24 protein-coding genes are annotated in these 24777 nt (G+C 69.1%); 20 read left to right on the top strand and 4 right to left on the bottom strand.

What is annotated here, in order from left to right:
• Positions 1-19 precede the first annotated feature (19 nt).
• Positions 20-1144 carry an LLM class flavin-dependent oxidoreductase gene (locus tag ELQ94_RS06085; RefSeq protein WP_127050115.1) on the top strand — a complete coding sequence of 375 codons (1125 nt, stop codon included), beginning with the start codon at positions 20-22 and terminating at the stop codon, positions 1142-1144.
• Positions 1137-1784 (top strand): FMN reductase, encoded by a 648-nt coding sequence (locus ELQ94_RS06080; RefSeq protein WP_127048221.1) that lies wholly within the window; start codon positions 1137-1139, stop codon positions 1782-1784. The genes ELQ94_RS06085 and ELQ94_RS06080 overlap by 8 nt, the downstream gene beginning before the upstream one ends.
• Positions 1785-1859: 75 nt before the next feature.
• Here ELQ94_RS06080 and ELQ94_RS06075 read toward each other — a convergent pair whose 3' ends face one another.
• Positions 1860-3368: a DUF5979 domain-containing protein gene (locus ELQ94_RS06075; protein ID WP_127048219.1), complete on the bottom strand. Its 1509-nt coding sequence runs from the start codon at positions 3366-3368 to the stop codon at positions 1860-1862.
• Between the two features lie 453 nt (positions 3369-3821).
• On the opposite strand from ELQ94_RS06075, the gene ELQ94_RS06070 reads away from it, so the two are divergent.
• The 3 genes from ELQ94_RS06070 to ELQ94_RS06060 all read left to right on the top strand — a co-directional run bounded on the left by ELQ94_RS06070 (position 3822) and on the right by ELQ94_RS06060 (position 8193).
• On the top strand, positions 3822-6080 hold the full coding sequence (locus ELQ94_RS06070; protein ID WP_127048217.1) for a polyribonucleotide nucleotidyltransferase: 2259 nt from the start codon (positions 3822-3824) through the stop codon (positions 6078-6080).
• Between the two features lie 245 nt (positions 6081-6325).
• Positions 6326-7402: an aldo/keto reductase gene (locus ELQ94_RS06065; protein ID WP_127048215.1), complete on the top strand. Its 1077-nt coding sequence runs from the start codon at positions 6326-6328 to the stop codon at positions 7400-7402.
• A gap of 188 nt (positions 7403-7590) precedes the next feature.
• A complete protein-coding gene (locus ELQ94_RS06060) occupies positions 7591-8193 on the top strand; it encodes a histidine phosphatase family protein (protein ID WP_127048213.1) in 603 nt (200 codons plus the stop codon).
• Between the two features lie 31 nt (positions 8194-8224).
• Here ELQ94_RS06060 and ELQ94_RS06055 read toward each other — a convergent pair whose 3' ends face one another.
• The gene (locus ELQ94_RS06055; protein ID WP_243696887.1) at positions 8225-8689 is read right to left on the bottom strand and encodes a GNAT family N-acetyltransferase; all 465 of its coding nucleotides are present in this window, start codon (positions 8687-8689) and stop codon (positions 8225-8227) included.
• A gap of 37 nt (positions 8690-8726) precedes the next feature.
• Between ELQ94_RS06055 and dapB the strand changes: the two genes are divergently transcribed.
• Together dapB and ELQ94_RS06045 are read left to right on the top strand one after the other, a co-directional pair.
• A complete protein-coding gene (gene dapB / locus ELQ94_RS06050; protein ID WP_127048209.1) occupies positions 8727-9479 on the top strand; it encodes a 4-hydroxy-tetrahydrodipicolinate reductase in 753 nt (250 codons plus the stop codon).
• The gene (locus tag ELQ94_RS06045) at positions 9476-9910 is read left to right on the top strand and encodes a hypothetical protein (protein ID WP_127048207.1); all 435 of its coding nucleotides are present in this window, start codon (positions 9476-9478) and stop codon (positions 9908-9910) included. The genes dapB and ELQ94_RS06045 overlap by 4 nt, the downstream gene beginning before the upstream one ends.
• Here the strand turns inward: ELQ94_RS06045 and ELQ94_RS06040 are convergent.
• Entirely contained in the window at positions 9894-10787 is an 894-nt protein-coding gene (locus tag ELQ94_RS06040; protein WP_127048204.1) for a TIGR01777 family oxidoreductase, read from the bottom strand. The two genes, ELQ94_RS06045 and ELQ94_RS06040, sit on opposite strands and share 17 nt — an antisense overlap.
• A gap of 25 nt (positions 10788-10812) precedes the next feature.
• A complete protein-coding gene (locus ELQ94_RS06035) occupies positions 10813-11238 on the bottom strand; it encodes an OsmC family peroxiredoxin (protein ID WP_127048202.1) in 426 nt (141 codons plus the stop codon).
• 144 nt (positions 11239-11382) lie between these two features.
• Here ELQ94_RS06035 and dapA point away from each other — a divergent pair, with 144 nt between their 5' ends.
• The 13 genes from dapA (at position 11383) to ELQ94_RS05970 (ending at position 24747) form a co-directional block, all read left to right on the top strand.
• A complete protein-coding gene (dapA, locus tag ELQ94_RS06030; RefSeq protein ID WP_127048200.1) occupies positions 11383-12360 on the top strand; it encodes a 4-hydroxy-tetrahydrodipicolinate synthase in 978 nt (325 codons plus the stop codon).
• A gap of 24 nt (positions 12361-12384) precedes the next feature.
• Positions 12385-14061: a ribonuclease J gene (locus ELQ94_RS06025; protein ID WP_127048198.1), complete on the top strand. Its 1677-nt coding sequence runs from the start codon at positions 12385-12387 to the stop codon at positions 14059-14061.
• A 114-nt stretch (positions 14062-14175) separates the two neighbouring features.
• Positions 14176-15222, top strand: coding sequence for an efflux RND transporter periplasmic adaptor subunit (locus tag ELQ94_RS06020; RefSeq protein ID WP_127048196.1), 1047 nt, complete (start codon positions 14176-14178; stop codon positions 15220-15222).
• Entirely contained in the window at positions 15219-15971 is a 753-nt protein-coding gene (locus tag ELQ94_RS06015; RefSeq protein WP_127048194.1) for an ABC transporter ATP-binding protein, read from the top strand. The genes ELQ94_RS06020 and ELQ94_RS06015 overlap by 4 nt, the downstream gene beginning before the upstream one ends.
• The gene (locus ELQ94_RS06010) at positions 15971-17182 is read left to right on the top strand and encodes an ABC transporter permease (protein ID WP_127048192.1); all 1212 of its coding nucleotides are present in this window, start codon (positions 15971-15973) and stop codon (positions 17180-17182) included. The genes ELQ94_RS06015 and ELQ94_RS06010 overlap by 1 nt, the downstream gene beginning before the upstream one ends.
• Before the next feature lie 47 nt (positions 17183-17229).
• The gene (locus ELQ94_RS06005; RefSeq protein WP_127048190.1) at positions 17230-17721 is read left to right on the top strand and encodes a GNAT family N-acetyltransferase; all 492 of its coding nucleotides are present in this window, start codon (positions 17230-17232) and stop codon (positions 17719-17721) included.
• 93 nt (positions 17722-17814) lie between these two features.
• Complete coding sequence (locus ELQ94_RS06000; protein WP_127048188.1) at positions 17815-20589, top strand: DNA translocase FtsK; 2775 nt, start codon at positions 17815-17817, stop codon at positions 20587-20589.
• A gap of 143 nt (positions 20590-20732) precedes the next feature.
• On the top strand, positions 20733-21317 hold the full coding sequence (gene pgsA, locus ELQ94_RS05995; protein ID WP_127048185.1) for a CDP-diacylglycerol--glycerol-3-phosphate 3-phosphatidyltransferase: 585 nt from the start codon (positions 20733-20735) through the stop codon (positions 21315-21317).
• The gene (locus ELQ94_RS05990; RefSeq protein ID WP_279432476.1) at positions 21314-21796 is read left to right on the top strand and encodes a CinA family protein; all 483 of its coding nucleotides are present in this window, start codon (positions 21314-21316) and stop codon (positions 21794-21796) included. Before pgsA ends, ELQ94_RS05990 begins: the two co-directional genes overlap by 4 nt.
• A 137-nt stretch (positions 21797-21933) precedes the next feature.
• Positions 21934-22242 (top strand): helix-turn-helix domain-containing protein, encoded by a 309-nt coding sequence (locus ELQ94_RS05985; protein WP_127048183.1) that lies wholly within the window; start codon positions 21934-21936, stop codon positions 22240-22242.
• Positions 22243-22386: 144 nt separating this feature from the next.
• Positions 22387-22611 (top strand): DUF3046 domain-containing protein, encoded by a 225-nt coding sequence (locus tag ELQ94_RS05980; RefSeq protein ID WP_127048181.1) that lies wholly within the window; start codon positions 22387-22389, stop codon positions 22609-22611.
• Positions 22612-22838: 227 nt separating this feature from the next.
• The gene (gene recA, locus ELQ94_RS05975; protein WP_127048179.1) at positions 22839-23888 is read left to right on the top strand and encodes a recombinase RecA; all 1050 of its coding nucleotides are present in this window, start codon (positions 22839-22841) and stop codon (positions 23886-23888) included.
• A 295-nt stretch (positions 23889-24183) separates the two neighbouring features.
• Entirely contained in the window at positions 24184-24747 is a 564-nt protein-coding gene (locus ELQ94_RS05970; RefSeq protein WP_166404666.1) for a regulatory protein RecX, read from the top strand.
• The last annotated feature ends 30 nt before the right edge of the window (positions 24748-24777 follow it).

The raw sequence follows: 24777 nt of genomic DNA, 5'->3' as shown, positions 1-24777 counted from the left end.
AAGGAGCGGTGCAGGCATGATGCAGTTTGGTATCTTCAGCGTCGGCGACGTCACGATGGACCCGACGACCGGTCGTACCCCGACCGAGAACGAGCGGATCAAGGCCATGGTGGCGATCGCGCTCAAAGCCGAGGAGGTCGGACTCGACGTCTTCGCCGCCGGAGAGCATCACAACCCGCCCTTCGTCCCGTCGAGTCCCACGACGATGCTCGGGTACATCGCCGCCCGCACGGAGAAGATCGTCCTCTCCACGAGCACGACCCTCATCACCACGAACGACCCGGTGAAGATCGCCGAGGACTTCTCGATGCTCCAACACCTCGCCGACGGCCGCGTCGACGTCATGATGGGGCGCGGCAACACCGGCCCCGTCTACCCGTGGTTCGGGAAGGACATCCGCCAGGGTGTCGAGCTCGCGCTCGAGAACTACAACCTCCTGCACCGTCTGTGGCGTGAGGACTACGTCGACTGGCAGGGCCGATTCCGCACGCCGCTCCAGGGCTTCCAGTCCACCCCGCGTCCTCTCGACGACACGCCTCCGTTCGTCTGGCACGGCAGCATCCGCACACCGGAGATCGCCGAGCAGGCCGCGTTCTACGGTGACGGCTTCTTCGCGAACAACATCTTCTGGCCGAAGGAGCACTTCATGCGCCTGATCGGCCTCTACCGGCAGCGCTTCGAGCACTACGGTCACGGGCGCGCCGAGCAGGCGATCGTGGGTCTCGGGGGGCAGGCGTTCATGCGCAAGAACTCGCAGGACGCCGTGGCGGAGTTCCGTCCCTACTTCGACAACGCGCCGGTCTACGGTCACGGCCCGAGCCTCGAGGACTTCATGCGGCAGACCCCCCTCACCGTGGGCAGCCCGCAGGAGGTCATCGACCGCTACGCCGCGATGCGCGACCACTTCGGCGACTACCAGCGCCAGCTGTTCCTCATGGACCACGCCGGGCTGCCCCTCAAGACGGTGCTCGAGCAGATCGACATCCTCGGCGAGGAGGTCGTTCCCGTGCTGCGCCGGGAGCTCGCGGTCAACCGACCGGACTCCGTCCCCGATGCTCCCACCCACGCCGCGCGCGTGGCCGCGGCCGTCGAGTCCGAGACGGGGGTGCTCGGCGCGAGCGCGGTCGAGGCCGCTCATGTCTGAGCGCCGGATCGTCGTCGTGACGGCCGGGCTCGGCACGCCGTCATCGTCTCGTCTCCTGGCCGATCGACTGTCGATCGCCGTCACCGCAGGGCTCGAGGAGAGAGGCGTGCGATCGAGCGTCGAGACGTTCGAGCTGCGCGAATACGCTCGTGATCTCGTCGATCGCCTCACCACGGGGTTCCCGTCGCAGCGCCTCGACGCGATGCTCGCCGACGTCGGTGCGGCCGACGGGTTGATCGTGGTGTCTCCGATCTTCAGCACGAGCTACAGCGGCCTGTTCAAGCTGTTCATCGATGTCCTCGACACGGAGGCCCTCGAGTCGATGCCCGTCCTCATCGGGGCGAACGCGGGGACGGCCCGGCATTCCCTCGCGATCGACTACGCGATCCGGCCACTCTTCGCCTATCTCCACGCGGATGCCGTCCCGACGGGTGTCTTCGCCGCGTCGTCCGACTGGGGCGACTCCGGCGGGGACGCCGTCCGTCCCCTGCAGGAGAGGATCGACCGCGCGGCGGGCGAACTCGCGCGGGCGATCGCCCTCCGTGATCCCCGGCCGTCGGCGATCGACCCGTTCGATCCCGCGGCGTTCGGCGACGGGCGACTGATGGGAGACCTCCTGGGCGGTGCCGGCGGGCGCTGACGGTGACCCGTCGAGGTGCGGGAGAGGGGCGTCGATGACATCGACGCCCCTCTCCGGCGTTCTGCGAGTCCGGTGTCAGGCCGCCGTGCGGCGACGCGCCACGAGCGTCACGGCGAGACCGAGGGCGATGAGCGCCCCGGCCGCGCCGAGGGCGATGCCGGGCTCGGCGGCGCCGGTGACCGCGAGGTCGCCGTCCGGAGCGGGCGCCGACGAGTCGCCGGTCGGCGGGACGACCGACGGCGTCGGCTCGGCCGTCGGGGCTGTGGGGACGGTGGGCGTGGGCGTCGGGGTGGGTGCGGGCTCGAACGTGTTCGTCACGGTGAGCTCGACGACGGCCGCTGAGTCGGTCGTGATCTCGATGACCGGCGCGGGCGAGAAGCTGACGGGGTCCGCCCCGCCGTCCTCCGGCTCGGAGACCGTGCAGGTGGCCCCCATGGGGACGTCGTCGACGCGCAGGGTCTCATCGGCGCGGATCGCGAGATCGACGGGGTGGCCGGGGACCACCGAGCCGTCTCCGGTCACACACGACACGCGAACGGTGAACGTCGTGTCCGGGATGGTCCCGTCGCCGGCGACGGTCTTCCGCACGGCCAGGCTCCGGTCGCGCGAGCCCGAGCCGTTTCCGCCGGCCTCCGTGTAGGTCACGATCGACGAGGCGAGTTCCGTCCCGGAGGCGGCGACGGAGTTGCCGAAGACGTCGCCGGGGGCGGCGTCCGCGGGGAGCGGCGTGGAGTAGGACACCAGGTACCAGCCACCCACGGGGCGCGGCTTCGGGAAGGTGAGGTCGAAGCTGTGGGTCGAGGGGCTGTCGGTGACGGTCCACTCGCCGGAGGCGAGCGGGATGCTCTCGGCCGTACCGTCGGCGATCCAGGCGTCCCAGCCGTCGGGCGCGACGTGGGCCACCGAGAGGGAGGAGAGGTCGAGGGTCAACCGTTCGTCGTAGGTGTCGGTGAGCACGACCCCGTCTCCGAGGGCGACGAGGTGGGAGATCGGGACCTCGATGGCCCACCGGGCCGCGGTGCCGTCGGCGGTCATGCCGCCGTACTTACGGATGTCCTCGGGGCCGCTGCTCGGTCCCGCGTCCACGATGCCGCCGCCCGGCACGGGGACGGTGACGGTCGCGTCACCCGACGTCTCGAACGTGACCTCCGTCGCTTCCGTCGCTTCCGCAGCGGTGGCGCGCACACTCAACGAGCCGCGGACGTCGTCGTGGTCGAGCACGTAGCCGCCGAGCGTGCACTCGACCGACTGGCCGGAGGCCACGCACGAGCCGACCACGAGCCCGTCGGGGGAGAGGAGATCGAAATCCTGCGTCCACGCGACGGAGATGGGGGACGGGAAGGTGAGTCCGAATGTGTCGCCCGGCTGGGCGTCGTCCGAGACGCTCCATGTGGCGTCGACGCTGAACTCGTCGCCCACGGTGAGAGGGGCGGTCGGATCGTCGGGATCGGGAGAGATGATCGTGACCGTGTCGATCGCGTCGAGAGGCGCGGCGGATGCCGCGGATGGAACGGCGACGGCGAAGAGGCCGGCGACGGCGATACCGGCGACCACCGCCGATCGGGTGAGTGAGATGTGTCGCATGGAAGCAGACTCCTCGAGGTCGGAACAGGGGATGCGAGGAGGAACCGACGGAGCGACGCGGACGCCGCCCCGCCGGATGTTCCCCCCACCGGGGGAGACGCACGGAGGCCTCGGCTATGACGCGACTTCGGGAAAAACCTGAGGATCGCTCGATCGACGCTGATGGCATGAGGTTCGGCCAGGCCTGAACGCCGTCTGCTAGCCTGGAAGCGGCCCGGCCGACCGGTCGGACCGATGCAATGCGGAGCAGGCCCGGCAGGATGCTGGTCCTCGGTGGTGGATTTCCGTGCGGGACGCACGGCGATTTTCTACTGGAGATCAGCCGATTCAGCTGAAGGTCGATCAGACCGAGCAGCCTGAGTGCGAACTGTTCGTGCACGCTTCGCGTCAGGCGCCCATCCGAGCTGTCGCTCGGATGCGTGGCGCCTTCACGTACGAAGGAGAGAGACCTCAATGGAAGGTCCTGAAATCAAGTTCGCCGAAGCCGTTCTCGACAACGGCAAGTTCGGCACCCGCACCGTCCGGTTCGAGACCGGCCGGCTCGCGCAGCAGGCACAGGGCGCGGTCGCCGCGTACCTCGACGAGGAGACGATGCTCCTCTCTGCCACCAGCGCCGGCAAGCACCCGCGTGACGGCTTCGACTTCTTCCCCCTCACGGTGGACGTCGAGGAGCGCAGCTACGCCGCCGGCAAGATCCCCGGCTCGTTCTTCCGCCGCGAAGGCCGTCCGTCGACCGAGGCGATCCTCGTCTGCCGACTGATCGACCGGCCCCTGCGCCCGTCGTTCGTCGACGGCCTCCGCAACGAGGTCCAGATCGTCATCACGGTGCTGTCCATCGCTCCTGGCGAGTTCTACGACGCCCTCGCGATCAACGCGGCCTCCGCGTCCACGCAGATCTCCGGACTGCCGTTCTCCGGCCCGATCGCCGGCGTGCGCCTCGCACTCATCGGCGACCAGTGGGTCGCGTTCCCGACCGTCTCGCAGCTCGAGGAGGCCGTCTTCGACATCATCGTCGCCGGCCGCGTCGTGACCGACGAGAACGGCAACGAGGACGTCGCGATCATGATGGTCGAGGCCGAGGCCACCGAGCACAGCTGGGGCCTCATCCAGGCCGGTGCTACGAAGCCCAACGAGGCCGTCGTGGCCGAGGGCCTCGAGGCGTCGAAGCCCTTCATCACGGCTCTCGTCAAGGCTCAGGCCGAGCTCGCCGCTCAGAGCGCGAAGGAGATCCAGGAGTACCCGGTCTTCCTTCCGTACTCCGACGAGGCCTACGCCGCCGTCGACGCTCTCGCTCACGACGAGCTCTCCGCGATCTACCAGATCGCAGCAAAGGTCGAGCGCCAGGACGCCGACGACGCCCTCAAGGCGCGCGTCAAGACGGAGATCCAGGCCAAGGTCGACGCCGGCGAGCTCGGTTCCGACGTGCTCTCGCAGGTCAGCGGCGCGTACAAGGCCGTCACGAAGAAGATCGTGCGCGGTCGTATCCTCACCGAGGGTGTCCGCATGGACGGCCGTGGCCTCGCCGACATCCGCCCGCTCGACGCGGAGGTCCAGGTCATCCCGCGCGTGCACGGTTCCGCCATCTTCCAGCGCGGCGAGACGCAGATCCTCGGCGTCACGACGCTCAACATGCTCAAGATGGAGCAGCAGATCGACTCGCTCTCCCCGGTGAAGTCGAAGCGCTACCTGCACCACTACAACTTCCCGCCCTACTCCACCGGTGAGACCGGCCGAGTGGGAAGCCCGAAGCGTCGCGAGATCGGGCACGGCTTCCTCGCCGAGCGCGCCCTCGTGCCGGTGCTGCCCGCGCGCGACGAGTTCCCCTACGCCATCCGTCAGGTATCCGAGGCGCTCAGCTCCAATGGCTCCACCTCGATGGGTTCCGTCTGCGCCTCGACGCTCTCGCTCCTCAACGCCGGTGTGCCGCTGCGCGCGCCGGTCGCCGGTATCGCGATGGGCCTCGTGTCCGACACGGTCGACGGTCAGACGCGCTACGCCGCCCTCACCGACATCCTCGGTGCGGAGGACGCGCTCGGCGACATGGACTTCAAGGTCGCCGGTACGAGCGAGTTCGTCACGGCGATCCAGCTCGACACCAAGCTCGACGGCATCCCCGCCTCGGTGCTCGCGGCTGCGCTCACGCAGGCGAAGGAGGCTCGCATGGCCATCCTCGCCGTGCTGAACGCCGCCATCGACGCGCCGGACGAGATGGCCCCGACGGCTCCGCGCGTGATCAGCGTGCAGATCCCGGTGGACAAGATCGGCGAGCTGATCGGTCCGAAGGGCAAGACGATCAACTCGATCCAGGACGAGACCGGCGCCGACATCTCCATCGAGGAGGACGGCACCGTCTACATCGGCGCCGTCGACGGCCCGTCCGCCGAGGCCGCGCGTGCGCAGGTCAACGCGATCGCCAACCCGACCAACCCCGAGGTGGGCGAGCAGTTCCTCGGAACCGTCGTGAAGATCGCGACCTTCGGTGCGTTCGTCTCGCTGCTCCCGGGCAAGGACGGACTCCTCCACATCTCCGAGGTCCGCAAGCTCGCGGGTGGCAAGCGCGTCGAGAACGTCGAGGACGTGCTCGGTGTCGGTCAGAAGATCCTCGTGGAGATCACGAAGATCGACGACCGCGGCAAGCTGTCGCTGGCTCCGGTCGTCGCCGAGGAGGCGTCCTCGGACGCTGACGCGGCCGACGTCTCCGTCGAGTCCTGATCTCTCCGATCCACTGAGAACGGCCCGTCCCCCGAGTGGGGGCGGGCCGTTCCCCGAGTGGGGGCGGGCCGTTCCCCGTTGGGGGGACGGCCGTGCTGAACCGCGAGATCGCGCGGATCTGCCCGGTAGGCAATCGTTATGAAAGTGTCACCCCGCGTCCACGGGTCCGCGACGATGATGTCGGTCGCGTGACATAACCTTCCCTCACGGGCCACCGGAATCGGTTCGGTGGAAAGGGGGGCGGCATGGTCGGCATCGATCAGCTCGCGTCCCGACGACTCTCGCCCGCGACCTTCCTTCCGTCCAGCGATCGACCGACGATCGACGATCCGTCCGCGGCGGCCGGATCGCACCCGTCCGCCCCGATCGGAGTCGTTCCGGGCATCCCCGGAATCGGCGAACGGCTTCGGCGCCCCTTCGGGGAGACCGACCTCGGCGTCTTCCCCGTGGGTCTCGGTGGCAGTGTGTTCGGGTGGACGGCCTCCGCGGAGGAGACCCGCGGGATCCTCGATCGATACGCCGACTTCGGCGGCAACTTCATCGACACGGCGGACAGCTACGCCGGGGGCCTCAGCGAGGTCCGGATCGGCGCCTGGATGGCGCACCGCGGCAATCGGGACCGCATGGTCGTGTCGACGAAGATCGGCCGCCACCCCGATTCTCCGGGTCTCGGCCCCGTCAACATGGTGCGCGCCGTCGAGGCGTCGCTCGAACGCCTTCAGACCGACCGCATCGATGTGCTGTTCTTCCACATGGATGACGAGACGGTTCCGCTCGAGGACTCACTCGGCACCGCGGCCTGGCTCATCGAGACCGGGAAGGTTCGCTACCTGGCGGCCTCCAACTTCTCCCCGACCCGCCTCACGGAGGCGCGCATCCTCGCGTCCACGGGACTCCCGCGGTTCGTCGGCCTGCAGCACGAGTACAGCCTGCTCAACCGACGCGGTTTCGAGGGCGACACCGAGCTCGTCGCGCGCGGTCAGCGACTCGGTACCCTCGCCTACTACGCCCTCGGCAACGGCTTCCTCACGGGCAAGTACCGCTCGCGGGCCGACTTCGTCGGCGGCGGCGCGCGCGCGGCCCGTGCCGCGACCCACTTCGGGCGTCGCGGACTCCGTATCCTCGCGGTCCTCGACCACGTCGCAGCGGAGCACAACACGTCGCCGACCGCGATCGCCCTCGCCTGGCTCCTCGCGAAGCGTTCCGTCACGGCCCCGGTCGTGAGTGCATCGAAGCCCGAGCAGGTCGACGACCTCGTCGCGGCCACGGGCGTCCAGCTGACGCGCACCCAGATGGTCGAACTCGACCGCGTCAGTTCCTGATCGACCAGTTCCCGACCCGCCCTTTTCCCCGGTCGTGCACGTCGATCCTGGGTGTTCCGTCGCGGCTGTCGTAGGCTGGAAGAGACGAATCGCACCGTCGCCTTCCGTCCGGTCTTGCCACACGGTGGCGCACGGGACCCGGCTCTTGGAGTCCCGGATCACCGGAAGGAACGAGGAGGAACGCCGACATGTCCCAGTACCTTTACCTCGTTCGCCATGGCGAACAGCAGGACGCCCAGCACGGGATGGGGGACGGACCGCTCTCCGCTCGCGGTCGGCGCCAGGCGCAGCTGCTCGCGGAACGGCTCGGTGGCCTCCCGCTCACGTCCGCCCATCACTCGCCGCTCCAGCGTGCGGCCGAGACGGCGACGATCGTCGCACAACGCCTGCCGTCCGTGTCCCCCGAGCAGTCGTCTCTGCTCTTCGATTGCGTCCCCACGGGGAGCACGCCGGAGACGCCGTCCGCGTACTTGCCCTTCTTCGGCTCCGTGACGGAGGAGGAGATCGAGGCGGGTGCGGCTCAGATGGCCGACGCGGTCGCCGAATACCTCGCCCCGCGACCCGGTGACCGGCACGACGTCCTCATCACCCACAACTTCGTCATCGCGTGGTTCGTCCGCGAGGTGCTCGCTGCTCCGGCCTGGAAGTGGATGACGATCGACCAGGCGAACTGCGGGCTCACCATCCTGCACCGCAAGCCGGGCCGGCCCTGGAGCCTCCTCGTGCACAACGACCTCTCGCACCTCCCGGTCGAGCTCCGCACGGGACTGCCCGAGCCGCTCCCCGTCTGAGCGCCGGGACCGTCTCGCGGCCTCACCGGCGTCAGACGCCCGCGAGGGATTTGCGGTACCAGTTGGTCGCGTTCGGGTTGTCGTTGTACGGCTCGACGTCCTCGTAGCCGGCCGACCGATAGAGGGCCGCGGCGGATTCGAGGCTCGAATTCGTGTCGAGCACGATGTCGCGAGCTCCGAACGCCACGGCTCGTGCTTCGAGCTCTCGGAGGAGGAGGCCTCCCCAGCCGCGTCCCCGGGTCTCGGGGCGCAGGAACAGGTGCTTCACCTCGAAGCGCTCGACGCCCAGCGCACGGATCCCGCCGCACCCGACGGGCGCGCCATCGTCGTCCTCGACGACCAGGAAGACACCGGCCGGGGGAGCGAACCGGGCCGGCTCGGGGTAGGCGGTCCGATAGGTTCCGCCCGTGAATCCGAGCTCGCGGCTCGTGAAGTACTCGGTGAGGAGCGCGTGGGCGATCGGGTCGTCCGTCGCCCGTTCGATGAAGGCAACCACGCCATCGATCGTAGTGGCGCGGCTGTAGGTTGGAGGCATGACAACCACCGTCGCCGTCGCGGGTGCGCGCGGGAAGCTCGGACGCCTCGTCACCTCGATCGTCGACGAGCTGGACGGCTTCGAACTCGTCGCCGCCCTCGACTCGACGAGCCCCCTCTCCGAGCTCGACGGGGCTGATCTCGTCATCGACGTCACTGCTCCTGCGGTGAGCCCGACCATCGTCGAGCACGCCGTCGCGCATGGGGCGAACGTCTTGGTCGGCACCTCCGGGTGGTCCTCCGCCCGCCTCACCGCCCTCCGGTCGCGGCTCGTCGGCACGGAGCAGGGGGTCGTCGTGATCCCCAACTTCTCCCTCGGCTCCGTCGTGGCGTCGAGCCTCGCGGCCGTGGCCTCCCGCTTCTTCGACTCGATCGAGATCGTCGAGGCACACCGGTCCTCCAAGGTGGATTCGCCGAGCGGCACCGCCGTACGGACCGCCGAGCTCATCGCGGCCGCGCGCACGAGGAACGGGCCGGTCGAGGCACCGCACATCGACCAGCGCGCGCGGGGACAGCAGATCGCGAGCATCCCGATCCACAGCATGCGGCTGCGCGGCGTCGTCGCAAAGCAGGACGTGGTCTTCGGCGGCAACGGCGAGACGGTCACGATCTCGCACGAGACCATCGAACCGGGCGACGCCTACGACGCGGGCATCCGGCTCGCACTCCCGGCCGCGCGAGACGCTCGTGGTCTGATCGTGGGCCTCGAGCAGCTCGTCGACCTCGGGATCACGTTGCCGGGCGCCGAATGAGGAGCCGGATCGCCGTCATCGTGATGGCGGTGCTGCTCGGGCTGTACCTCGTGCTCGTCGGCCAGCGGGCCGTGCTCTTCGTGCTCACCGGCGAACCCGTCGCGATCGCGATCGGAGTGGCGCTCATCGTGCTCCCCATCGTGGGGGCGTGGGCGCTCACCCGCGAGCTGCTCTTCGGGTTCGCAGCCGAGCGCCTCGGGCGACGGCTCGAGTCCGACGGCGCGCTTCCGACCGAGGAGTTCGCGGCCCGACCGAGCGGGCGTCTCGACCGCAATGCCGTCGACGCGGCCTTCCCCGCGTATCGAACGGCCGTCGAACAGGCCCCGGAGGACTGGCGTGCCTGGTACCGGCTCGGCCTCGCCTACGACGGCGCAGGCGATCGCCGTCGCGCGCGCGCCGCCGTGCGGGAAGCGATCAGGCTCGAGCGCTGAGCGTCGCGTCGAGCGCGTCGCCGACCGTCGTGTGCGCGAAGGTGTAGCCGCTCTCCTCGAGCACTCGCGGGCGGATCCGCTGGTCCACGAGGAGGAGATCCTCGCCCGCGTCGCCGAGCGCCAGCTTGACGGCGAACGCCGGCACCGGGAGCCAGTACGGACGAGACAACCGCTGAGCGAGCCCGCGCATGAGTTCTCCAGCCGTCGCCGGTGTCGGCCCCACGAGGTTGATCGGGCCGGAGACGTCTCCACGGATCGCGTGCACGATCCCGCCGATCTCGTCGGCGAGGGACACCCACGGCCAGTACTGCCGTCCGCCACCAAGCGGCCCGCTCAGCCCGAAGCGCGTGAGGGGCATGAGGGGTGCGAGAACTCCGTCGGTCGCGACGACGATCCCGGTCCGGGCGTACACGAGGCGCGTCGCGTCGCCGACCGCGCGGGCCGCCTTCTCCCACTCCACGGTCACCCCGCTGAGAAAGCCGTCGCCGTGCGGGCTCGACTCGTCGAGGTCCTCGCCCGGTCGGCTGCCGTAGAAGCCCGACGCCGACGCGCCGACGAAGACGCTCGGCGGCGACGTCGACTCGGCGATCGCGTGAGCGAGCGTGGAGGTCGTCGAGAGCCGCGACTGGAGGATGGTGCGCCGGTACCGCGGGGTCCACGGAAGTCGGGCGATCGAGGCGCCGGAGAGGCACACGACGGCGTCCGCCGAGGCGATCACGCGCGGGTCCACCCGGCCGTTGTCCGGGTCCCAGGCGGACTCGTCGGAGCCGTTCGACGGTCGCCGCACGAGCCGGACGACGTCGTCGCCGTCCGCGCGCAGCCTCTCGATGAGGGCGCGGCCGATGAGACCGCCCGCCCCAGCGATGACGATCCTCATCGCGCGTCTCCGTGCGGGAGGCCGGTCATGCGAGGCTCGCCTCGATCGTGATCGGGATGCCGGACAGCGCCTGCGAGACCGGGCACCCGGCCTTGGCCTCGTCGGCGATGCGTTCGAAGTCGTCCGTGCCGATCCCCGGCACGGTGGCGCTCACGAGGAGGTGGCTGCCTGTGATCCCGGTCCCGGGCTGGAAGGTCACGGCCGCGGTCGTCTGGATGCTCTCCGGTTCGAAGCCGGCGTCGGCGAGGGCGTTGGCGAAAGCCATCGAGAAGCACGACGCGTGCGCCGCACCGAGCAGTTCCTCCGGGGTCGTGGTCGTCGACGAGCCCTCCGAACGGGCCTTCCAGTCGACCCCCAGCTGCGCCGTCTTCGACGTGTCGAGGGAGACCGTCCCCGAGCCCGTGAAGAGGGGGCCGTTCCACACCGTCGTCGCTTCACTCGTCACTGCCATGGTGTCCTCCGTGTCGAAAATCGACGGGATCTGACCGTCGGGTGGGTGCGGACGTCGGCGTCCGCTCGTCCCGAGCCTAATCGCGCACGACGGGCCCCGGCACCCCCTCGGCAGAGCCTGCGAGAGTACCGATAACCTGGTCCCGTGACACATGTTCAGAATCCCTTCGGTCAGGTCCTCGTCGCACTCGTGACGCCCTTCACGAGCGATGGCGAGGTGGCGTGGGACGACGTCGAGAAGCACATCGACGATGTGATCTCGGCGGGAGCGGACGGCATCGTCGTGACCGGCACGACGGGTGAGACCTCGACGCTCACGGATGCCGAGAAGCTGCGCCTCGTGGAGGTGGGGAAGTCCGTCGCCGCCGGGCGCGCGAAGATCATCACCGGAGGCGGATCGAACGAGACCGCCCACGCGATCGAGCTCTACCGGGCGAGCGAGCGCGCCGGTGCCGACGGCGTCATGATCGTCACCCCGTACTACAACAAGCCGACACAGGCCGGTATCCTCACGCACTTCCGCATGATCGCGGACGCCACGGACCTGCCCGTCATCCTCTACGACATCCCGGGCCGCACCGGGGTCCCGATCCGCTACGAGACGATCCTGCGGGTGGCGAAGCACCCGAACGTCGTCGCCATCAAGGACGCCAAGGGAGACTTCTCCGAGGTCAGCCGCGTGATGAACCAGACCGACCTGCTGTACTTCTCCGGCGACGACGCCAACGTTCTGCCGCACCTGTCCATCGGAGCATCCGGTCTCATCGGGGTCACCGCGAACATCGCGGCCACCCCCTACCGTCAGATCGTCGACGCCGTGAACGCGGGGGACCTCGCTGCGGCGACGGCCGCACACCGCCGCCTCGAGCCGCTCGTACGCGCCGTCATGACCCACGTTCCGGGAACCGTGGCCGCGAAGTACATCCTCCATGGCCTCGGTCGCATCGGGAGCCCGCGCGTCCGCCTGCCCCTCGTGGGACCGGAGGAGTGGGAGGCGGCCCAGATCGAGGACGAGATCGATCTCGTCGCGGACATCCCCGGCGTCGACTTCTCGAACTTCCGACCCGACCGCAACGCCGCCGCCGGCGGTGCCCTGCCCAAGGTGCACGGAACGACCCGCTAGAACGCAACGACAGGAAGAGGGCGTATGCCGAGCCCCATCATCGAACCACCGGTCCTCGAACCCGGGACGCTGCGCGTCATCCCGGTCGGAGGACTCGGCGAGGTCGGCCGCAACATGACCGTGTTCGAGATCGACGGCAAGCTCCTCATCGTCGACTGCGGCGTGCTCTTCCCCGAGGAGAACCAGCCGGGGGTCGACCTGATCCTCCCCGACTTCAGTCCGATCGCCGACCGACTCGACGACGTGGTCGCGGTCGTCCTCACCCACGGTCACGAGGACCACATCGGGGCCGTCCCCTACCTCCTCCGGCTGAAGTCCGACCTCCCGCTCATCGGCTCCGGCCTCACCCTCGCTCTCGTCGAGGCGAAGCTCAAGGAGCACCGGATCAAGCCGTACACGCTGACCGTGCGGGAGGGTGACGTCGAGCGGCTCGGGCCGTTCGAGCTCGAGTTCGTCGCCGTGAACCACTCGATCCCCGACGCCCTCGCCGTCGCCATCCGCACGAGCGCTGGGCTCGTCCTCGCGACCGGCGACTTCAAGATGGATCAGCTGCCGCTCGACGGTCGGCTCACCGACCTGCGCGCCTTCGCGCGCCTGGGCGAGGAGGGCGTCGATCTCTTCCTCTGCGACTCGACGAACGCCGACGTGCCCGGATTCACTCCGCTCGAGCGCTCCATCGGCCCCGTCCTCGACGCCGTCATCGCGAAGGCACCGCGTCGTGTGATCGTCGCGAGCTTCGCGAGCCACGTCCATCGGGTGCAGCAGGTCCTCGACGCCGCGGCGGCGAACGGGCGGAGGGTCGCGCTCCTCGGTCGATCGATGGTCCGGAACATGGGGATCGCGGCGGACCTCGGCTATCTGACCGTCCCCGACGGCGTCCTGGTGGACTATCGGAAGGCCCACGACATCCCCGACGACCGGATCGTCTACATGTCTACCGGGTCGCAGGGCGAACCCATGGCCGTCCTCAGCCGGATGGCGAACCTCGACCATGCGATCGAGCCCGGGCCCGGAGACACGGTCATCCTGGCGTCGAGCCTCATCCCCGGCAACGAGAACGCCGTCTACCGCGTCATCGACGGTTTGACGAAGCTCGGGGCGAACGTCGTGCACAAAGCGAACGCCACGGTGCACGTGTCGGGCCACGCCGCCGCCGGGGAGCTCCTCTACTGCTACAACATCCTCAAGCCGAAGAACGTCCTCCCTGTGCACGGAGAGTTCCGCCACCTGTCCGCGAACGCGAAACTCGCGATGGACACGGGGGTCCCACCGGAGAATACGATCCTCGGCGAGGACGGCACCGTGGTGGACCTGAAGAACGGCGTCGCTCGCGTCGTCGGACAGCTCGAGCTCGGCTACGTGTACGTCGACGGCTCCACCGTCGGCGAGATCACGGACGCCGACCTCAAGGACCGTCGGATCCTCGGGGAGGAGGGGTTCATCTCGATCATCTGCGTCGTCGAGGCGCAGACCGGACGGCTCATCGTGGAACCAGAGGTGCACGCCCGCGGCTTCGCGGAGGACGACTCCGTCTTCGACGCCGTCAAGCCGAAGATCGCGGCGGCGCTCGCCGAGGCCGCGAGCAACGGGGTACGGGACACGCACGCGCTCTCGCAGATCGTGCGGCGCACCGTCGGACGATGGGTCAACGGCTCCTACCGCCGCCGCCCGATGATCGTCCCCCTCGTGATCGAGGCGTGAAGCGACGCGAGGCGCACGCAATCAGACCACAGGATGATTCGGAGCCCGCGGCCGTCCCCCTAAGCTGATCGCCGGATCGCAGAGCCCGAGGGGGCGCGACGGAGGGTGGGCGCCGTGGGCGTATGGCGGAGATGGATCTTCCCGATCCTCAGGATCATGGTCTTCGCGGCGATCGCCGTCGCGCTCGTGAAGCTGGCGTTCTTCCCCGACGTGGTCGACGAATCGACGGCGGCGATGCCCACGGGAACCGTCTCCGAATCGATCGTCACCGTCGAGCGAGGGTCCATCGTCAACGACGTCGTCCTCGAGGGCTCGGTCGTCGCGGATCCCGCGTCTGAGGCCAAGGCGCCCCTCGCCGGCGACATCCTCGAGCTGCGCGTCGCCGTCGGCGCGACGGTCGCGAAGGGCGACACCCTGGCCGTCGTCCGCAAGGAGATCGTGAAGGACCCGGTCGTCGAGATCGACGAGGAGGGTGTCGAGACCGTCACACAGCCGCCTCCCACGTACCGGACCGAGGCCGTGACGGCCCCCGTCGCCGGCGTCGTGAGCGCCCTGCCCATGGTCGTCGGCCAGCTGGTGGAGATCGGGGACCCCGTCGCGAGCGTCGCTCCTCCCACCTTCAGCGTCACGGGAGACATCGCCCCCGAGCAGCAGTACCGCCTCACCGAGAAGCCCACGGAGGCCGCCGTCGAGGTCGTCGGCGGTCCCGGTTCGTTCACGTGCACGAACCTCGCCATCAGCGTCCCACTCGCGGGAGGCGACGCGCCGGAAGACGGGGTCGACGGCGCGACCGCGACCGGTGCGACCGTCCGGTGCGCCGTCCCCGGAGACGTGACGGTCTTCGCCGGGCTGACGGGCACCATCTCCCTTCCCGGCGGCTCGGCCGAGGACGTGCTCGTGCTGCCCGTCACCGCGGTGAAGGGCAACTCGCAGGCCGGATCCGTCTGGATCGTCGGCGAAGACGGGGAACCCGTCGAGACCGCGGTCGAACTGGGCCTCAACGACGGGTCATTCGTGGAGATCACCGCCGGCGTCGACGAGGGCGCCCCGGTGCTCGAGTTCCTCCCCGTCGTCGACGCCACCGACGTGGCTCCCGATGACGGCTGCATCGAGGAAGCGGACGGTACGGTGTATTGCGACGACGGGTCGATGGAGGGATGAGCCTCCTCGAACTCGACGACGTCACGCGCACGGTCCCTCTCCCCGACGGGGATCCGCTCACGATCCTCTCCGGCGTCGATCTCACGGTCGAGCCCGGAGACCGCGTGTCGATCGTCGGGCGATCAGGGTCGGGCAAGTCGACGTTGCTCAACATGCTCGGCCTGCTCGATCTCCCGACCACCGGCACGCTGAGCTTCGACGGCGTCGATGTGCGCACCATGCGCTCCGGCCGTCGTGATCGGCTTCGAGGAAGCGACATCGGCTTCATCTTCCAGCAGTTCAATCTGCTCGAGGGACGCACGGCCACCGAGAACGCCGTCGTGCCCCTCATCTACGCGAGTGGCTCCTCGTTCTGGCGTCGGGAGCGGCTGGCCCGGGAGATGCTCGAACGCGTGGGCCTCGGCCACCGTCTCGACTCCCTCCCCGGCAGTCTCTCCGGTGGAGAGCAGCAGCGGGTCGCGATCGCGCGGGCGCTCGTCCGCTCGCCCCGGCTGATCCTCGCGGACGAACCGACGGGTGCCCTCGACCTCGAGACCGGTCAATCGGTCATGGACCTCCTCGACGAGATCGTCGAGGAGCGCGAGGCGGCGCTCGTGGTCATCACGCACGATCCCGCGATCGCCGCGCGAGGCGATCGGCATTTCCGCCTCGTCAAGGGAACCCTCACCGCGGCATCGTCGTCCTCCGCGACCATCGACGACGAGCCGTTCCCCTCCGATCGGGACGTCACAGCCGAGGTGACGGGCTGATGCGATTCCTGACGTCCTTCGTGGGGGCGATCCTCGAGGCATGGCAGGAGGTCCGGGTCCATCGGGGGCGCGTCCTCCTCTCGCTCGTCGGTGTCACAGTCGCCGTGTGCGCGCTGTCGGCGAGCGTCGCCGTGACCGACCTCGCACAGCGGGCCGTGCTCGAACAGGCCGAATCGTCGTCCGGCCGCCCGTTCACGATCACCGGGAACGTGTCGGCGAACGGCACCCCGGTTCCCGGGGAAGCCGATGAGGCGTGGTTCGAGACGCTCGATCGGTTCGACATCTCATATGCGACGCGCGTCGCGTTCGACTATGCGCCGGTGCAGCTGCCCGAAGGCGTGGCCGACGCATCGCTCCTCTACGTCGATCAGCCCTACGCGACGCTGCATCGCACACGGATGCTCGAGGGGGCCTGGTTCGCGCCAGGGGACCGTGACCGGCTCGCGCCCGCCGTCGTCGTCAACGCGGCGCTCTGGGAACGACTCGGGTCGCCGGACCTCTCCACGCATCCCGTGATCTCATCGAGTCGGTTCGAGGGGTCCGACCTCGTCGTGATCGGCGTCTACGCGAGCTCGTCGTGGGACACGGAGCCCGCGCTCATGATGCTCGCCCCCGCGGCGATCGCGGCACTGCCGCCCGGTACCTTCGACGGGCTCTACCCCTACTACGAGATGTGGGTTCCGGAGGAATCGGGCGACGAACTGATGTCGCTCGTCTCGAGCGACCTGTCCTCGAGGCTCGGCGAGGGATTCAGCGTCGACGTCTACCGTTCCGACTACGGAGCCCTCATGGACGACCCCACGGCGGCCCTCCGAATGCTGACGCTCGGGATCGGAGCGGTGATCCTCTTGCTCGGGGCGCTCGGGCTGCTCAACATCGCCCTCGTGACCGTGCGTCAGCGCATCCGTGAGATCGGGATCCGTCGCTCGATGGGCGCGACCGCCGGGCGGGTGTTCTTCTCGGTGATGATGGAGTCGGTCGTGGCGACCGCCGTGGCCGGCGTCGTGGGCGTGATGCTCGCGGTTCTCATCGTCAAGCTGCCGATCGTCGAGGAGTTCATCACGCAGGGGCTCGTGGAGGACCTGCCTCCCTTCCCGACGAGTGCCGCGGTCTTCGGAGTCGTGTCGGCGGTCGCCGTGGGCGCGCTCGCCGGAGTGATCCCCGCCGTCGTCGCCGTCCGGGTCAAGCCGATCGACGCCATCCGGATCTGACGCGGATCGGAAACGGCGTCGAAACGTTGGCGCACTATCGTGCGGTCATGACGGCGATTCTGCTGAGACCGGCTGTCGGTGAGGACGCTCGCTTCCTCGCGGACATGCTCGTCGAGGCCGCCAACTGGTCGCCAGCGTCACGCCGGCCCCGCGTGCAGGTGCTCGCCGACCCGACGCTGGCTCCTTACGTCTCGGGCTGGATGCGTCCGGGTGATGCCGGGCTCGTCGCGGAATCCCCGTCCGGCGACCCATTGGGTGCCTGCTGGTTCCGGCTCTTCGACCAATCGAGACCGGGCCAGGGCTTCGTCGCCGGGGGAGTGCCCGAGCTGACGCTCGGTGTGAGCCCGCTGTGGCGAGCGCAGGGAGTGGGGCGGGAGCTCTTGAGGGGTGTCGCGACCGTCGCGAGATCCTCCGGGTATGCCCGGCTCTCGCTCAGCGTCGACCGGGGGAACTTCGCCCAGCGACTGTACGTGAGCGAGGGTTACGTCGTCGTGCATTCCGACGACCGGGCCGACGTCATGGTCAGAACGCTCGCCTGAACCCGGGGCGTCGACCCTGGCCGGAGGCCCCACTCCCCGGGAAACCCGCGTCGATCCCGGGGGATGACGGGGGTTCGTCGTACGGTTGTGACCATGGCCACGAGCACCAAGTCGACCGGCAAGGGCCGCGCGACACCACGATCGACGCCCTCGCGCGCCCGCACGAAGACGGTGCCCCTGCCGGAGCCGGAGCCTGAGAAGGGCACCAACGTCTTCGTCCGGGCATGGATGGGCCTCGCCCACCTCGCCGGGGGAGCGGCTCGCGCGCTCGGCGCCGAGTCCCTGTCCAAGGAGCAGCGCCGCGACGGGGTGCCGTTCCTCATCGTCCTGCTCGCGATCGCCGGCATGGCCGTCGAATGGTTCGGAACGGCCGACGAGGTCGCCCAGACGCTCGACGCGTGGACCTTCGGCGGACTGTTCGGCCGTGTCGCGTTCGCGCTGCCCGTCATCATGCTCATGCTCGCGTTCTGGTTGTTCCGGCACCCGTCGTCCGTGCACGACAACGGCCGGATCGGAATCGGGCTCGGCCTCTTCCTCATCGGAGTCACCGGAATCTGCCACGTCGCGGGAGGCGAGCCCAATCCGGGCGACGGCGGGCTCCCGGCCCTCGCGCTCGCCGGCGGTCTGCTCGGGTGGCTGGCGGGTGCGCCGCTCGCGGCGGTCATCACGCCGATCGGCGCGATCGTCGTGCTCTCGCTACTGACCCTCCTCAGCCTCTTCATCATCACCAAGACCCCGCCGGCCAAGGTGCCCGCTCGACTCCGCCAGCTGTGGGCGTGGATGTTCGGCGCCGACCACGACGAGAACACCCCCGACGGACGCACGAAGGTGCTCGAGGGGAACGACGACGACGACGAGTCGACCAACAGCCTCCCGTGGTGGCGCCGCAACAAGAGCGGTCGCGAGGACGCGCCGTCGTTCGGTTCCTCGGGCACCGACGACATGACCGAGCTCCTGAGCGGAGGCACGTCCGGCGGCTTCGACTCTCCGGTCGAGCCCGAGGTCGCGCCGTCGCCGTCCACGATGCACACGGAGGTGCTCGGCGACCTGTCGGCGGCCGAACGGGCCGTCGCCGACTACACCGGGGCCGCCGGTTCCGCCGTCGGGCTGCACGACGACACCGTGTCGGGCGACACGGAGGCCCTGCCGGGCCTCGGTAGCGTCGCGCTCCGAGGCGACGAGGACGCGGCCCTCGCGAAGCCGACGGCTCCCTCTCAGCCGTACCGGCTCCCGTCCACGACGGCGCTCGGCGCCGGAACACCCGCAAAGCAGCGCTCCGCCGCGAACGATGAGGCCGTGCGCTCGATCACGAGCGTGCTCGACCAGTTCGGCGTGGACGCGAAGGTCACGGGGTTCTCCCGCGGGCCGACGGTCACGCAGTACGAGATCGAACTCGGCCCGGGAGTGAAGGTCGAGCGGGTGACCGCATTGTCCAAGAACCTCGCCTACGCCGTGGCCTCCAACGAGGTGCGCATCCTGTCGCCGATCCCGGGCAAGAGCGCGATCGGCATCGAGATCCCGAACACGGACCGCGAGATCGTCACCCTCGGAGACGTCCTGCGGTCGAACGCCGCGACGGCGAGCACGCACCCCATGACGATCGGCGTCGGTAAGGACGTCGGAGGCGGTTTCGTCGTCGCGAACCTCGCGAAGATGCCCCACCTCCTCGTCGCCGGTTCCACCGGTTCCGGAAAGTCGGTCTTCGTCAACTCGATGATCACGAGCCTGCTCATGAAGGCCAAGCCCACCGAGGTGCGGATGGTCCTGATCGACCCGAAGCGCGTGGAGCTCGCCCCCTATGCCGGCGTGCCCCACCTCATCACGCCCATCATCACGAACCCGAAGAAGGCCGCCGAGGCGCTTCAGTGGGTCGTGAAGGAGATGGACATGCGGTACGACGACCTCGCGTCGTTCGGATTCCGCCACATCGACGACTTCAACAAGGCGGTCGTCGCCGAGGAGATCGTCCTGCCGGCCGGCAGCGAGCGGGTCCTCAAGCCTTATCCCTACCTCCTCGTGGTCGTGGACGAGCTCGCCGACCTCATGATGGTCGCCCCGCGCGACGTCGAGGACTCCATCGTCCGCATCACGCAGCTGGCGCGGGCGTCGGGCATCCACCTGGTGCTCGCGACGCAGCGACCGTCGGTCGACGTCGTGACGGGCCTCATCAAGGCGAACGTGCCCTCGCGCCTCGCCTTCGCCGTGGCGAGCGTCACCGACTCGCGCGTCATCCTGGACCAGCCGGGCGCGGACAAGCTCATCGGTCAGGGTGACGCCCTCTTCCTCCCCATGGGGGCATCCAAGGCCGTCCGTGTGCAGGGTGCGTGGGTCGCCGAGTCCGAGATCGAGAAGGTCGTCAAGCACGTCACGGCGCAGGCTCGACCCGACTACCGCCCCGACGTGGCCCAGGTCGCCGAGAAGAAGGAGGTCGACGCCGACATCGGCGACGACCTCGAGCTCCTGCTCGCTGCGACCGAACTCGTCGTCTCGACCCAGTTCGGATCCACCTCCATGCTGCAGCGCAAGCTCCGTGTGGGATTCGCGAAGGCAGGACGCCTGATGGACCTCCTCGAGTCCCGCGAGGTCGTCGGGCCGTCCGAAGGCTCGAAGGCCCGCGACGTGCTCGTGACGGCCGAGCAGCTCCCCATGGTCATGGCGCGCATGAAAGGCGAGGAGCCCGCAGCCGGACCGATCCCCGCCGCTGCCGGAGCAGGTGCCGCCACGGCCGCAGCGGGCGCCTCCACGCCCGCCGACCACCTCGCGGCCCTGAGTCCCACCGGTGACCCGGTCGACGACCAGTTCGCGGGCTATCCTGTGGTGGACGCAGAGTCCGACGAGGACGCCTGGGGATTGACCGGCAGGGAGTGACCGACGTGACCGATGGATCCGAGCCCTCGTCCTCGGTGCCGTCCGCATCAGGGCCGCCCGCATCAGGGCCGCCCGCATCAGGGCGGTCCGCATCCGTGCCGTCCGCATCAGGGCCGCCGTCATCCGTGCCGCCGGCGTCGGGGGTGGCTCCGAGGACGTCGAACCTCAACCTCCCCAACACGATCACGATCGTGCGGATACTGCTCGCTCCCGTCTTTCTCTGGCTGCTCTTCGCGGATGCCGGTGCCGACGGTTCGTTGCGCTGGGCGGCCACCGCCCTCTTCGTGATAGCGATCGCCACGGACGGCATCGACGGGCACATCGCCCGGAGCCGCAATCAGGTCACCGATCTCGGTAAGCTCCTCGATCCGATCGCCGACAAGGTGCTCACAGGGTCAGCGCTCGTGGCCCTGTCGATCCTCGACGAGCTGCCGTGGTGGGTGACGATCGTCATCCTCGTCCGCGAGGTCGGCATCACCGTGCATCGCATGGTCGTCCTGTCCGATCACGTGGTCGCGGCCGCATGGATGGGCAAGCTCAAGACGGTCGTGCAGGCCGTCGCGATCTCCTTCGCGCTCGCGCCCCTCCCGGCGCTCCTCGGTGACTGGATGCTCGTCGTGAACGGCGTGCTCATGGCCGCGGCGCTCGTCCTCACCGTCGCGAGCGGCGTGGACTACATCGCCGCCGAGGCGCGGGGTGCCCGCGTCGCCCGACGGAACCGTTCGTGACGTCCGTCGTCGCCGACCTGATGGCGGCGCTCGAGGGTTCCGGGCACACGGTCGCCGTCGCCGAGTCGCTCACGGGCGGGGCCCTCGCGTCCGCGCTCATCTCCCCGGCCGGCGCGTCCGCGGTCGTCCGCGGAGGAGTCGTGGCGTACGACACAGAGCTCAAGGCCTCGTTGCTGGGTGTCGACCGCGACCTGCTCGACGAGCAGGGGCCCGTTCATCCGGAGGTGGCGCGCCAGATGGCCATCGGCGTCCGCGTGGCGCTCGCGACATCGCAAGGTCCCGCGAGCATCGGAGTGGCGACGACCGGGGTCGCCGGACCGGCGAGCCAGGGCGGCCACCCGGCCGGGACCGTCTTCGTCGCCGTCGCGCACGGGGACGAGGTGGACGTGCGTGAGGCGGCCTTCGACGGGGACCGCTCGTCCGTCCGTGCGGCGACGGTCGATCTTGCGCTCGAGATGCTCGGGAATACCGTGCGTTAACTCGCCGTTACATCACGCGTACACACACGAAAACCCCAGTGATGGGCAGTACAGTTTTCGCAATCGATGGATGTAGTAGCGTTACTCATCCGCACCGGCGGGGGCCGCAAGGCTGACACGCAGAAGGGGAGGCTCCCATGGTTCTGGTACGTCAAGAGATCGGCGATGTCCTGCGGGACTTCCGCTTGCAGAAGGGGCGCACGCTCCGCCAGGTCGCCAGCAAGGCCAGCGTCGCACTCGGTTACCTGAGCGAGGTCGAGCGGGGCCAGAAGGAAGCATCGAGCGAGATCCTCGCCTCTGTCGCTGAGGCTCTCGAGACGCCGATCTCCGTGATCATGCGCGAGGTGGGGGACCGCCTCGCGGTGCTCGAGGGTATCGACCCCATCCCGGACACCGTTCCGGACGACTTCGTCGCCGAGCTCGACGCCGACCTGGTCGCCGGCTGAGCCACATGTGCATCCACCACCCCACGTGGTGAGACGAGACCCCATCGAGCCATCCGCTCGGTGGGGTCTCTCCGTGGGCGGGGCCGTAGGGCCTACGGTAGGCGTCGGTGTCCGGCCCCGGCAGGAACGTTCGATTGGAGTCACATGAAGCGCAGCGAGTTCGAGATCGCGATCGTCGACGAGTTCGGCGAGGGCTACGGACGCGTCCTGGTCAACGACCTCTCGCTTCCGCGCCTCGGGGGACGGACCGCGAAGGAAGCCATCGACGCCGGGGTCGACGTGCGCACCGTCTGGCTCGCCCTGTGCGACGAGACGGACGTGCCGGTGAGCCGCCGAGCGGGCGTCGGGCGACCCGAGCCGCGCAGCTGAGACCGAATCGATCTTCGACACGCCGAGGAGCGCTGTTCGAACGTGTGTTCGGATCCTGCTAGCGTCGTCCCCAGGAGCGGAAGGCGTCGGTTCTCCACCGATCCGACGGCTCCATCGGCCAATGTCGGTGGTGCCTTCTAACGTCGGAGACACCAACGCCTCACGCTCCAGCCTTGCCGTTCCGGCAGCCTATAGGCGCATCGCACTTCATGAGAGAGAAGGATCCCATGCCCTCACCCGCAGACCGCGAGAAGTCCCTCGAGACAGCCCTCGCCCAGATCGACCGCCAGTTCGGCAAGGGGTCGGTCATGCGCCTCGGAAGTGACGAGCGCGCCCCCGTCGCGGTTGTCCCGACCGGTTCGATCGCGCTCGATGTCGCGCTGGGTATCGGAGGACTTCCCCGTGGCCGGATCGTCGAGATCTACGGACCGGAGTCGTCCGGTAAGACCACGCTCACGCTTCACGCCATCGCGAACGCACAGCGTGCCGGCGGCATCGCCGCCTTCATCGACGCCGAGCACGCCCTCGACCCGGAGTACGCGAAGAAGCTCGGTGTCGACATCGACGCGCTGCTCGTATCCCAGCCGGATACGGGAGAGCAGGCGCTCGAGATCGCGGACATGCTGGTCCGCTCGGGCTCGATCGACATGATCGTCATCGACTCCGTCGCGGCCCTCGTGCCGCGGGCCGAGATCGAGGGCGAGATGGGCGACTCCCACGTTGGTCTCCAGGCGCGCCTCATGTCGCAGGCCCTCCGCAAGCTCACGGGTGGTCTCAGTCAGACCAACACCACGATGATCTTCATCAACCAGCTGCGTGAGAAGATCGGCGTATTCTTCGGAAGCCCCGAGACCACGGCCGGCGGTAAGGCGCTCAAGTTCTACGCCTCCGTTCGCCTCGACATCCGCCGCATCGAGACCCTTAAGGACGGAACGGACGCCGTGGGTAACCGCACGCGCGTCAAGGTCGTCAAGAACAAGATGGCTCCGCCGTTCAAGCAGGCCGAGTTCGACATCCTCTATGGAGTGGGCATCTCGCGAGAGGGAAGCCTCATCGACTTCGGTGTCGAGCACACGATCGTCAAGAAGTCCGGTGCCTGGTACACGTACGACGGCGAGCAGCTCGGCCAGGGCAAGGAGAACGCCCGCAACTTCCTCCTCAAGAACCCCGACATCGCCGCCGACATCGAGAGCAAGATCAAGGTCAAGCTCGGCATCGGCGTCGCGAAGGAAGACGCTGCGGCCGACGACGAGCTGGCGGCTCGCCGCGGTGCGTGAGTGGTCGACCGACTCGAACGAGGCCGATCTCGCCGTCGATCATCATCTGGCCCCCGTCAGTTATCTGTCGGAAATGAGATCGGCCTCGTCCGATAGAGCGGTCCGTCGCACGACGTCGGGGACGGCCGATGCCACCGCGCCCGATCGGGAGGACGGACGGGTCGTCGAGTCCGAGGGTGCGGATGATTCGGCGACGAACGCGTCGGCTGCGACGGTCGCGGAACGGGAGAGCAACGCTGTCGTGACGTCGATCTCGGGGCTCGGTCCCGAGTCGGGCGCGCGAAAGCGTACCGGGATGTCCTCGGAATCCCGACTGAGCTCGGGAACCAACCTGGACACGGACGAGCCGGACAATGAACCCGAGGTCGTCGACCGGGCCATCGTCGAACAGCGGGTGCTCCGTGCTCTTTCACGGAAGGCGCTGAGCGAGAAGGAGGTCCGGTCCCTCATCGCAGAGAACGGTCTCGATGGTTCCGAGACGGAAGACCTCGTCGCCCGCCTCATCGATCTCCGTTACGTCGACGACGACACGCTCGCCGAGGAGCTCACACGGCGCCTCTCCGAGAAGAAGGGGCAGAGCAAGAGCGCGGTCGGTCGTGCCCTCACGGCACGCGGTCTCGCGTCCGACGTGGTGTCGGAGGCGCTCTCCGAGATCGACGACGGGGAAGAGCGTCGCGTCGCTTTCCAGGTCGCCGAGAAGCGAGCCGGGCAGATGGGCTCCCTCGATGCCCAGACCATGGAGCGTCGCCTGTCAGGGTTCCTCGCGCGTCGTGGGTATCCGGGCGGGCTCGTCCGTGACATCGTCTCGGAGATCGTCCGGCGTCGTCCCGCCGGTTCGAGCGGTCCGCGCTTCCGCTGAGGGCCGGGTCTCGGTGTCGACACGATCGTC

Source organism: Labedella endophytica (assembly GCF_003990045.1).
GTDB classification, from domain to species: domain Bacteria; phylum Actinomycetota; class Actinomycetes; order Actinomycetales; family Microbacteriaceae; genus Labedella; species Labedella endophytica.
This window is presented reverse-complemented; position numbering and strand designations above follow the sequence as displayed.

What these genes read in the sequence shown, in the direction of transcription:
- ELQ94_RS06010 (WP_127048192.1), top strand. Translation starts at nt 15,971, where the DNA reads ATGCGATTCCTGACGTCCTTCGTGGGGGCGATCCTCGAGGCATGGCAG.
- ELQ94_RS05970 (WP_166404666.1), top strand. Translation starts at nt 24,184, where the DNA reads ATGTCCTCGGAATCCCGACTGAGCTCGGGAACCAACCTGGACACGGAC.
- ELQ94_RS06070 (WP_127048217.1), top strand. Translation starts at nt 3,822, where the DNA reads ATGGAAGGTCCTGAAATCAAGTTCGCCGAAGCCGTTCTCGACAACGGC.
- ELQ94_RS06065 (WP_127048215.1), top strand. Translation starts at nt 6,326, where the DNA reads ATGGTCGGCATCGATCAGCTCGCGTCCCGACGACTCTCGCCCGCGACC.
- dapB (WP_127048209.1), top strand. Translation starts at nt 8,727, where the DNA reads ATGACAACCACCGTCGCCGTCGCGGGTGCGCGCGGGAAGCTCGGACGC.
- ELQ94_RS06035 (WP_127048202.1), bottom strand. Translation starts at nt 11,238, where the DNA reads ATGGCAGTGACGAGTGAAGCGACGACGGTGTGGAACGGCCCCCTCTTC.
- ELQ94_RS05985 (WP_127048183.1), top strand. Translation starts at nt 21,934, where the DNA reads ATGGTTCTGGTACGTCAAGAGATCGGCGATGTCCTGCGGGACTTCCGC.
- ELQ94_RS05980 (WP_127048181.1), top strand. Translation starts at nt 22,387, where the DNA reads ATGAAGCGCAGCGAGTTCGAGATCGCGATCGTCGACGAGTTCGGCGAG.
- ELQ94_RS06015 (WP_127048194.1), top strand. Translation starts at nt 15,219, where the DNA reads ATGAGCCTCCTCGAACTCGACGACGTCACGCGCACGGTCCCTCTCCCC.
- ELQ94_RS06005 (WP_127048190.1), top strand. Translation starts at nt 17,230, where the DNA reads ATGACGGCGATTCTGCTGAGACCGGCTGTCGGTGAGGACGCTCGCTTC.
- recA (WP_127048179.1), top strand. Translation starts at nt 22,839, where the DNA reads ATGCCCTCACCCGCAGACCGCGAGAAGTCCCTCGAGACAGCCCTCGCC.
- ELQ94_RS06000 (WP_127048188.1), top strand. Translation starts at nt 17,815, where the DNA reads ATGGCCACGAGCACCAAGTCGACCGGCAAGGGCCGCGCGACACCACGA.
- ELQ94_RS06040 (WP_127048204.1), bottom strand. Translation starts at nt 10,787, where the DNA reads ATGAGGATCGTCATCGCTGGGGCGGGCGGTCTCATCGGCCGCGCCCTC.
- ELQ94_RS06060 (WP_127048213.1), top strand. Translation starts at nt 7,591, where the DNA reads ATGTCCCAGTACCTTTACCTCGTTCGCCATGGCGAACAGCAGGACGCC.
- ELQ94_RS06025 (WP_127048198.1), top strand. Translation starts at nt 12,385, where the DNA reads ATGCCGAGCCCCATCATCGAACCACCGGTCCTCGAACCCGGGACGCTG.
- ELQ94_RS06075 (WP_127048219.1), bottom strand. Translation starts at nt 3,368, where the DNA reads ATGCGACACATCTCACTCACCCGATCGGCGGTGGTCGCCGGTATCGCC.
- ELQ94_RS06085 (WP_127050115.1), top strand. Translation starts at nt 20, where the DNA reads ATGCAGTTTGGTATCTTCAGCGTCGGCGACGTCACGATGGACCCGACG.
- ELQ94_RS06080 (WP_127048221.1), top strand. Translation starts at nt 1,137, where the DNA reads ATGTCTGAGCGCCGGATCGTCGTCGTGACGGCCGGGCTCGGCACGCCG.
- ELQ94_RS06045 (WP_127048207.1), top strand. Translation starts at nt 9,476, where the DNA reads ATGAGGAGCCGGATCGCCGTCATCGTGATGGCGGTGCTGCTCGGGCTG.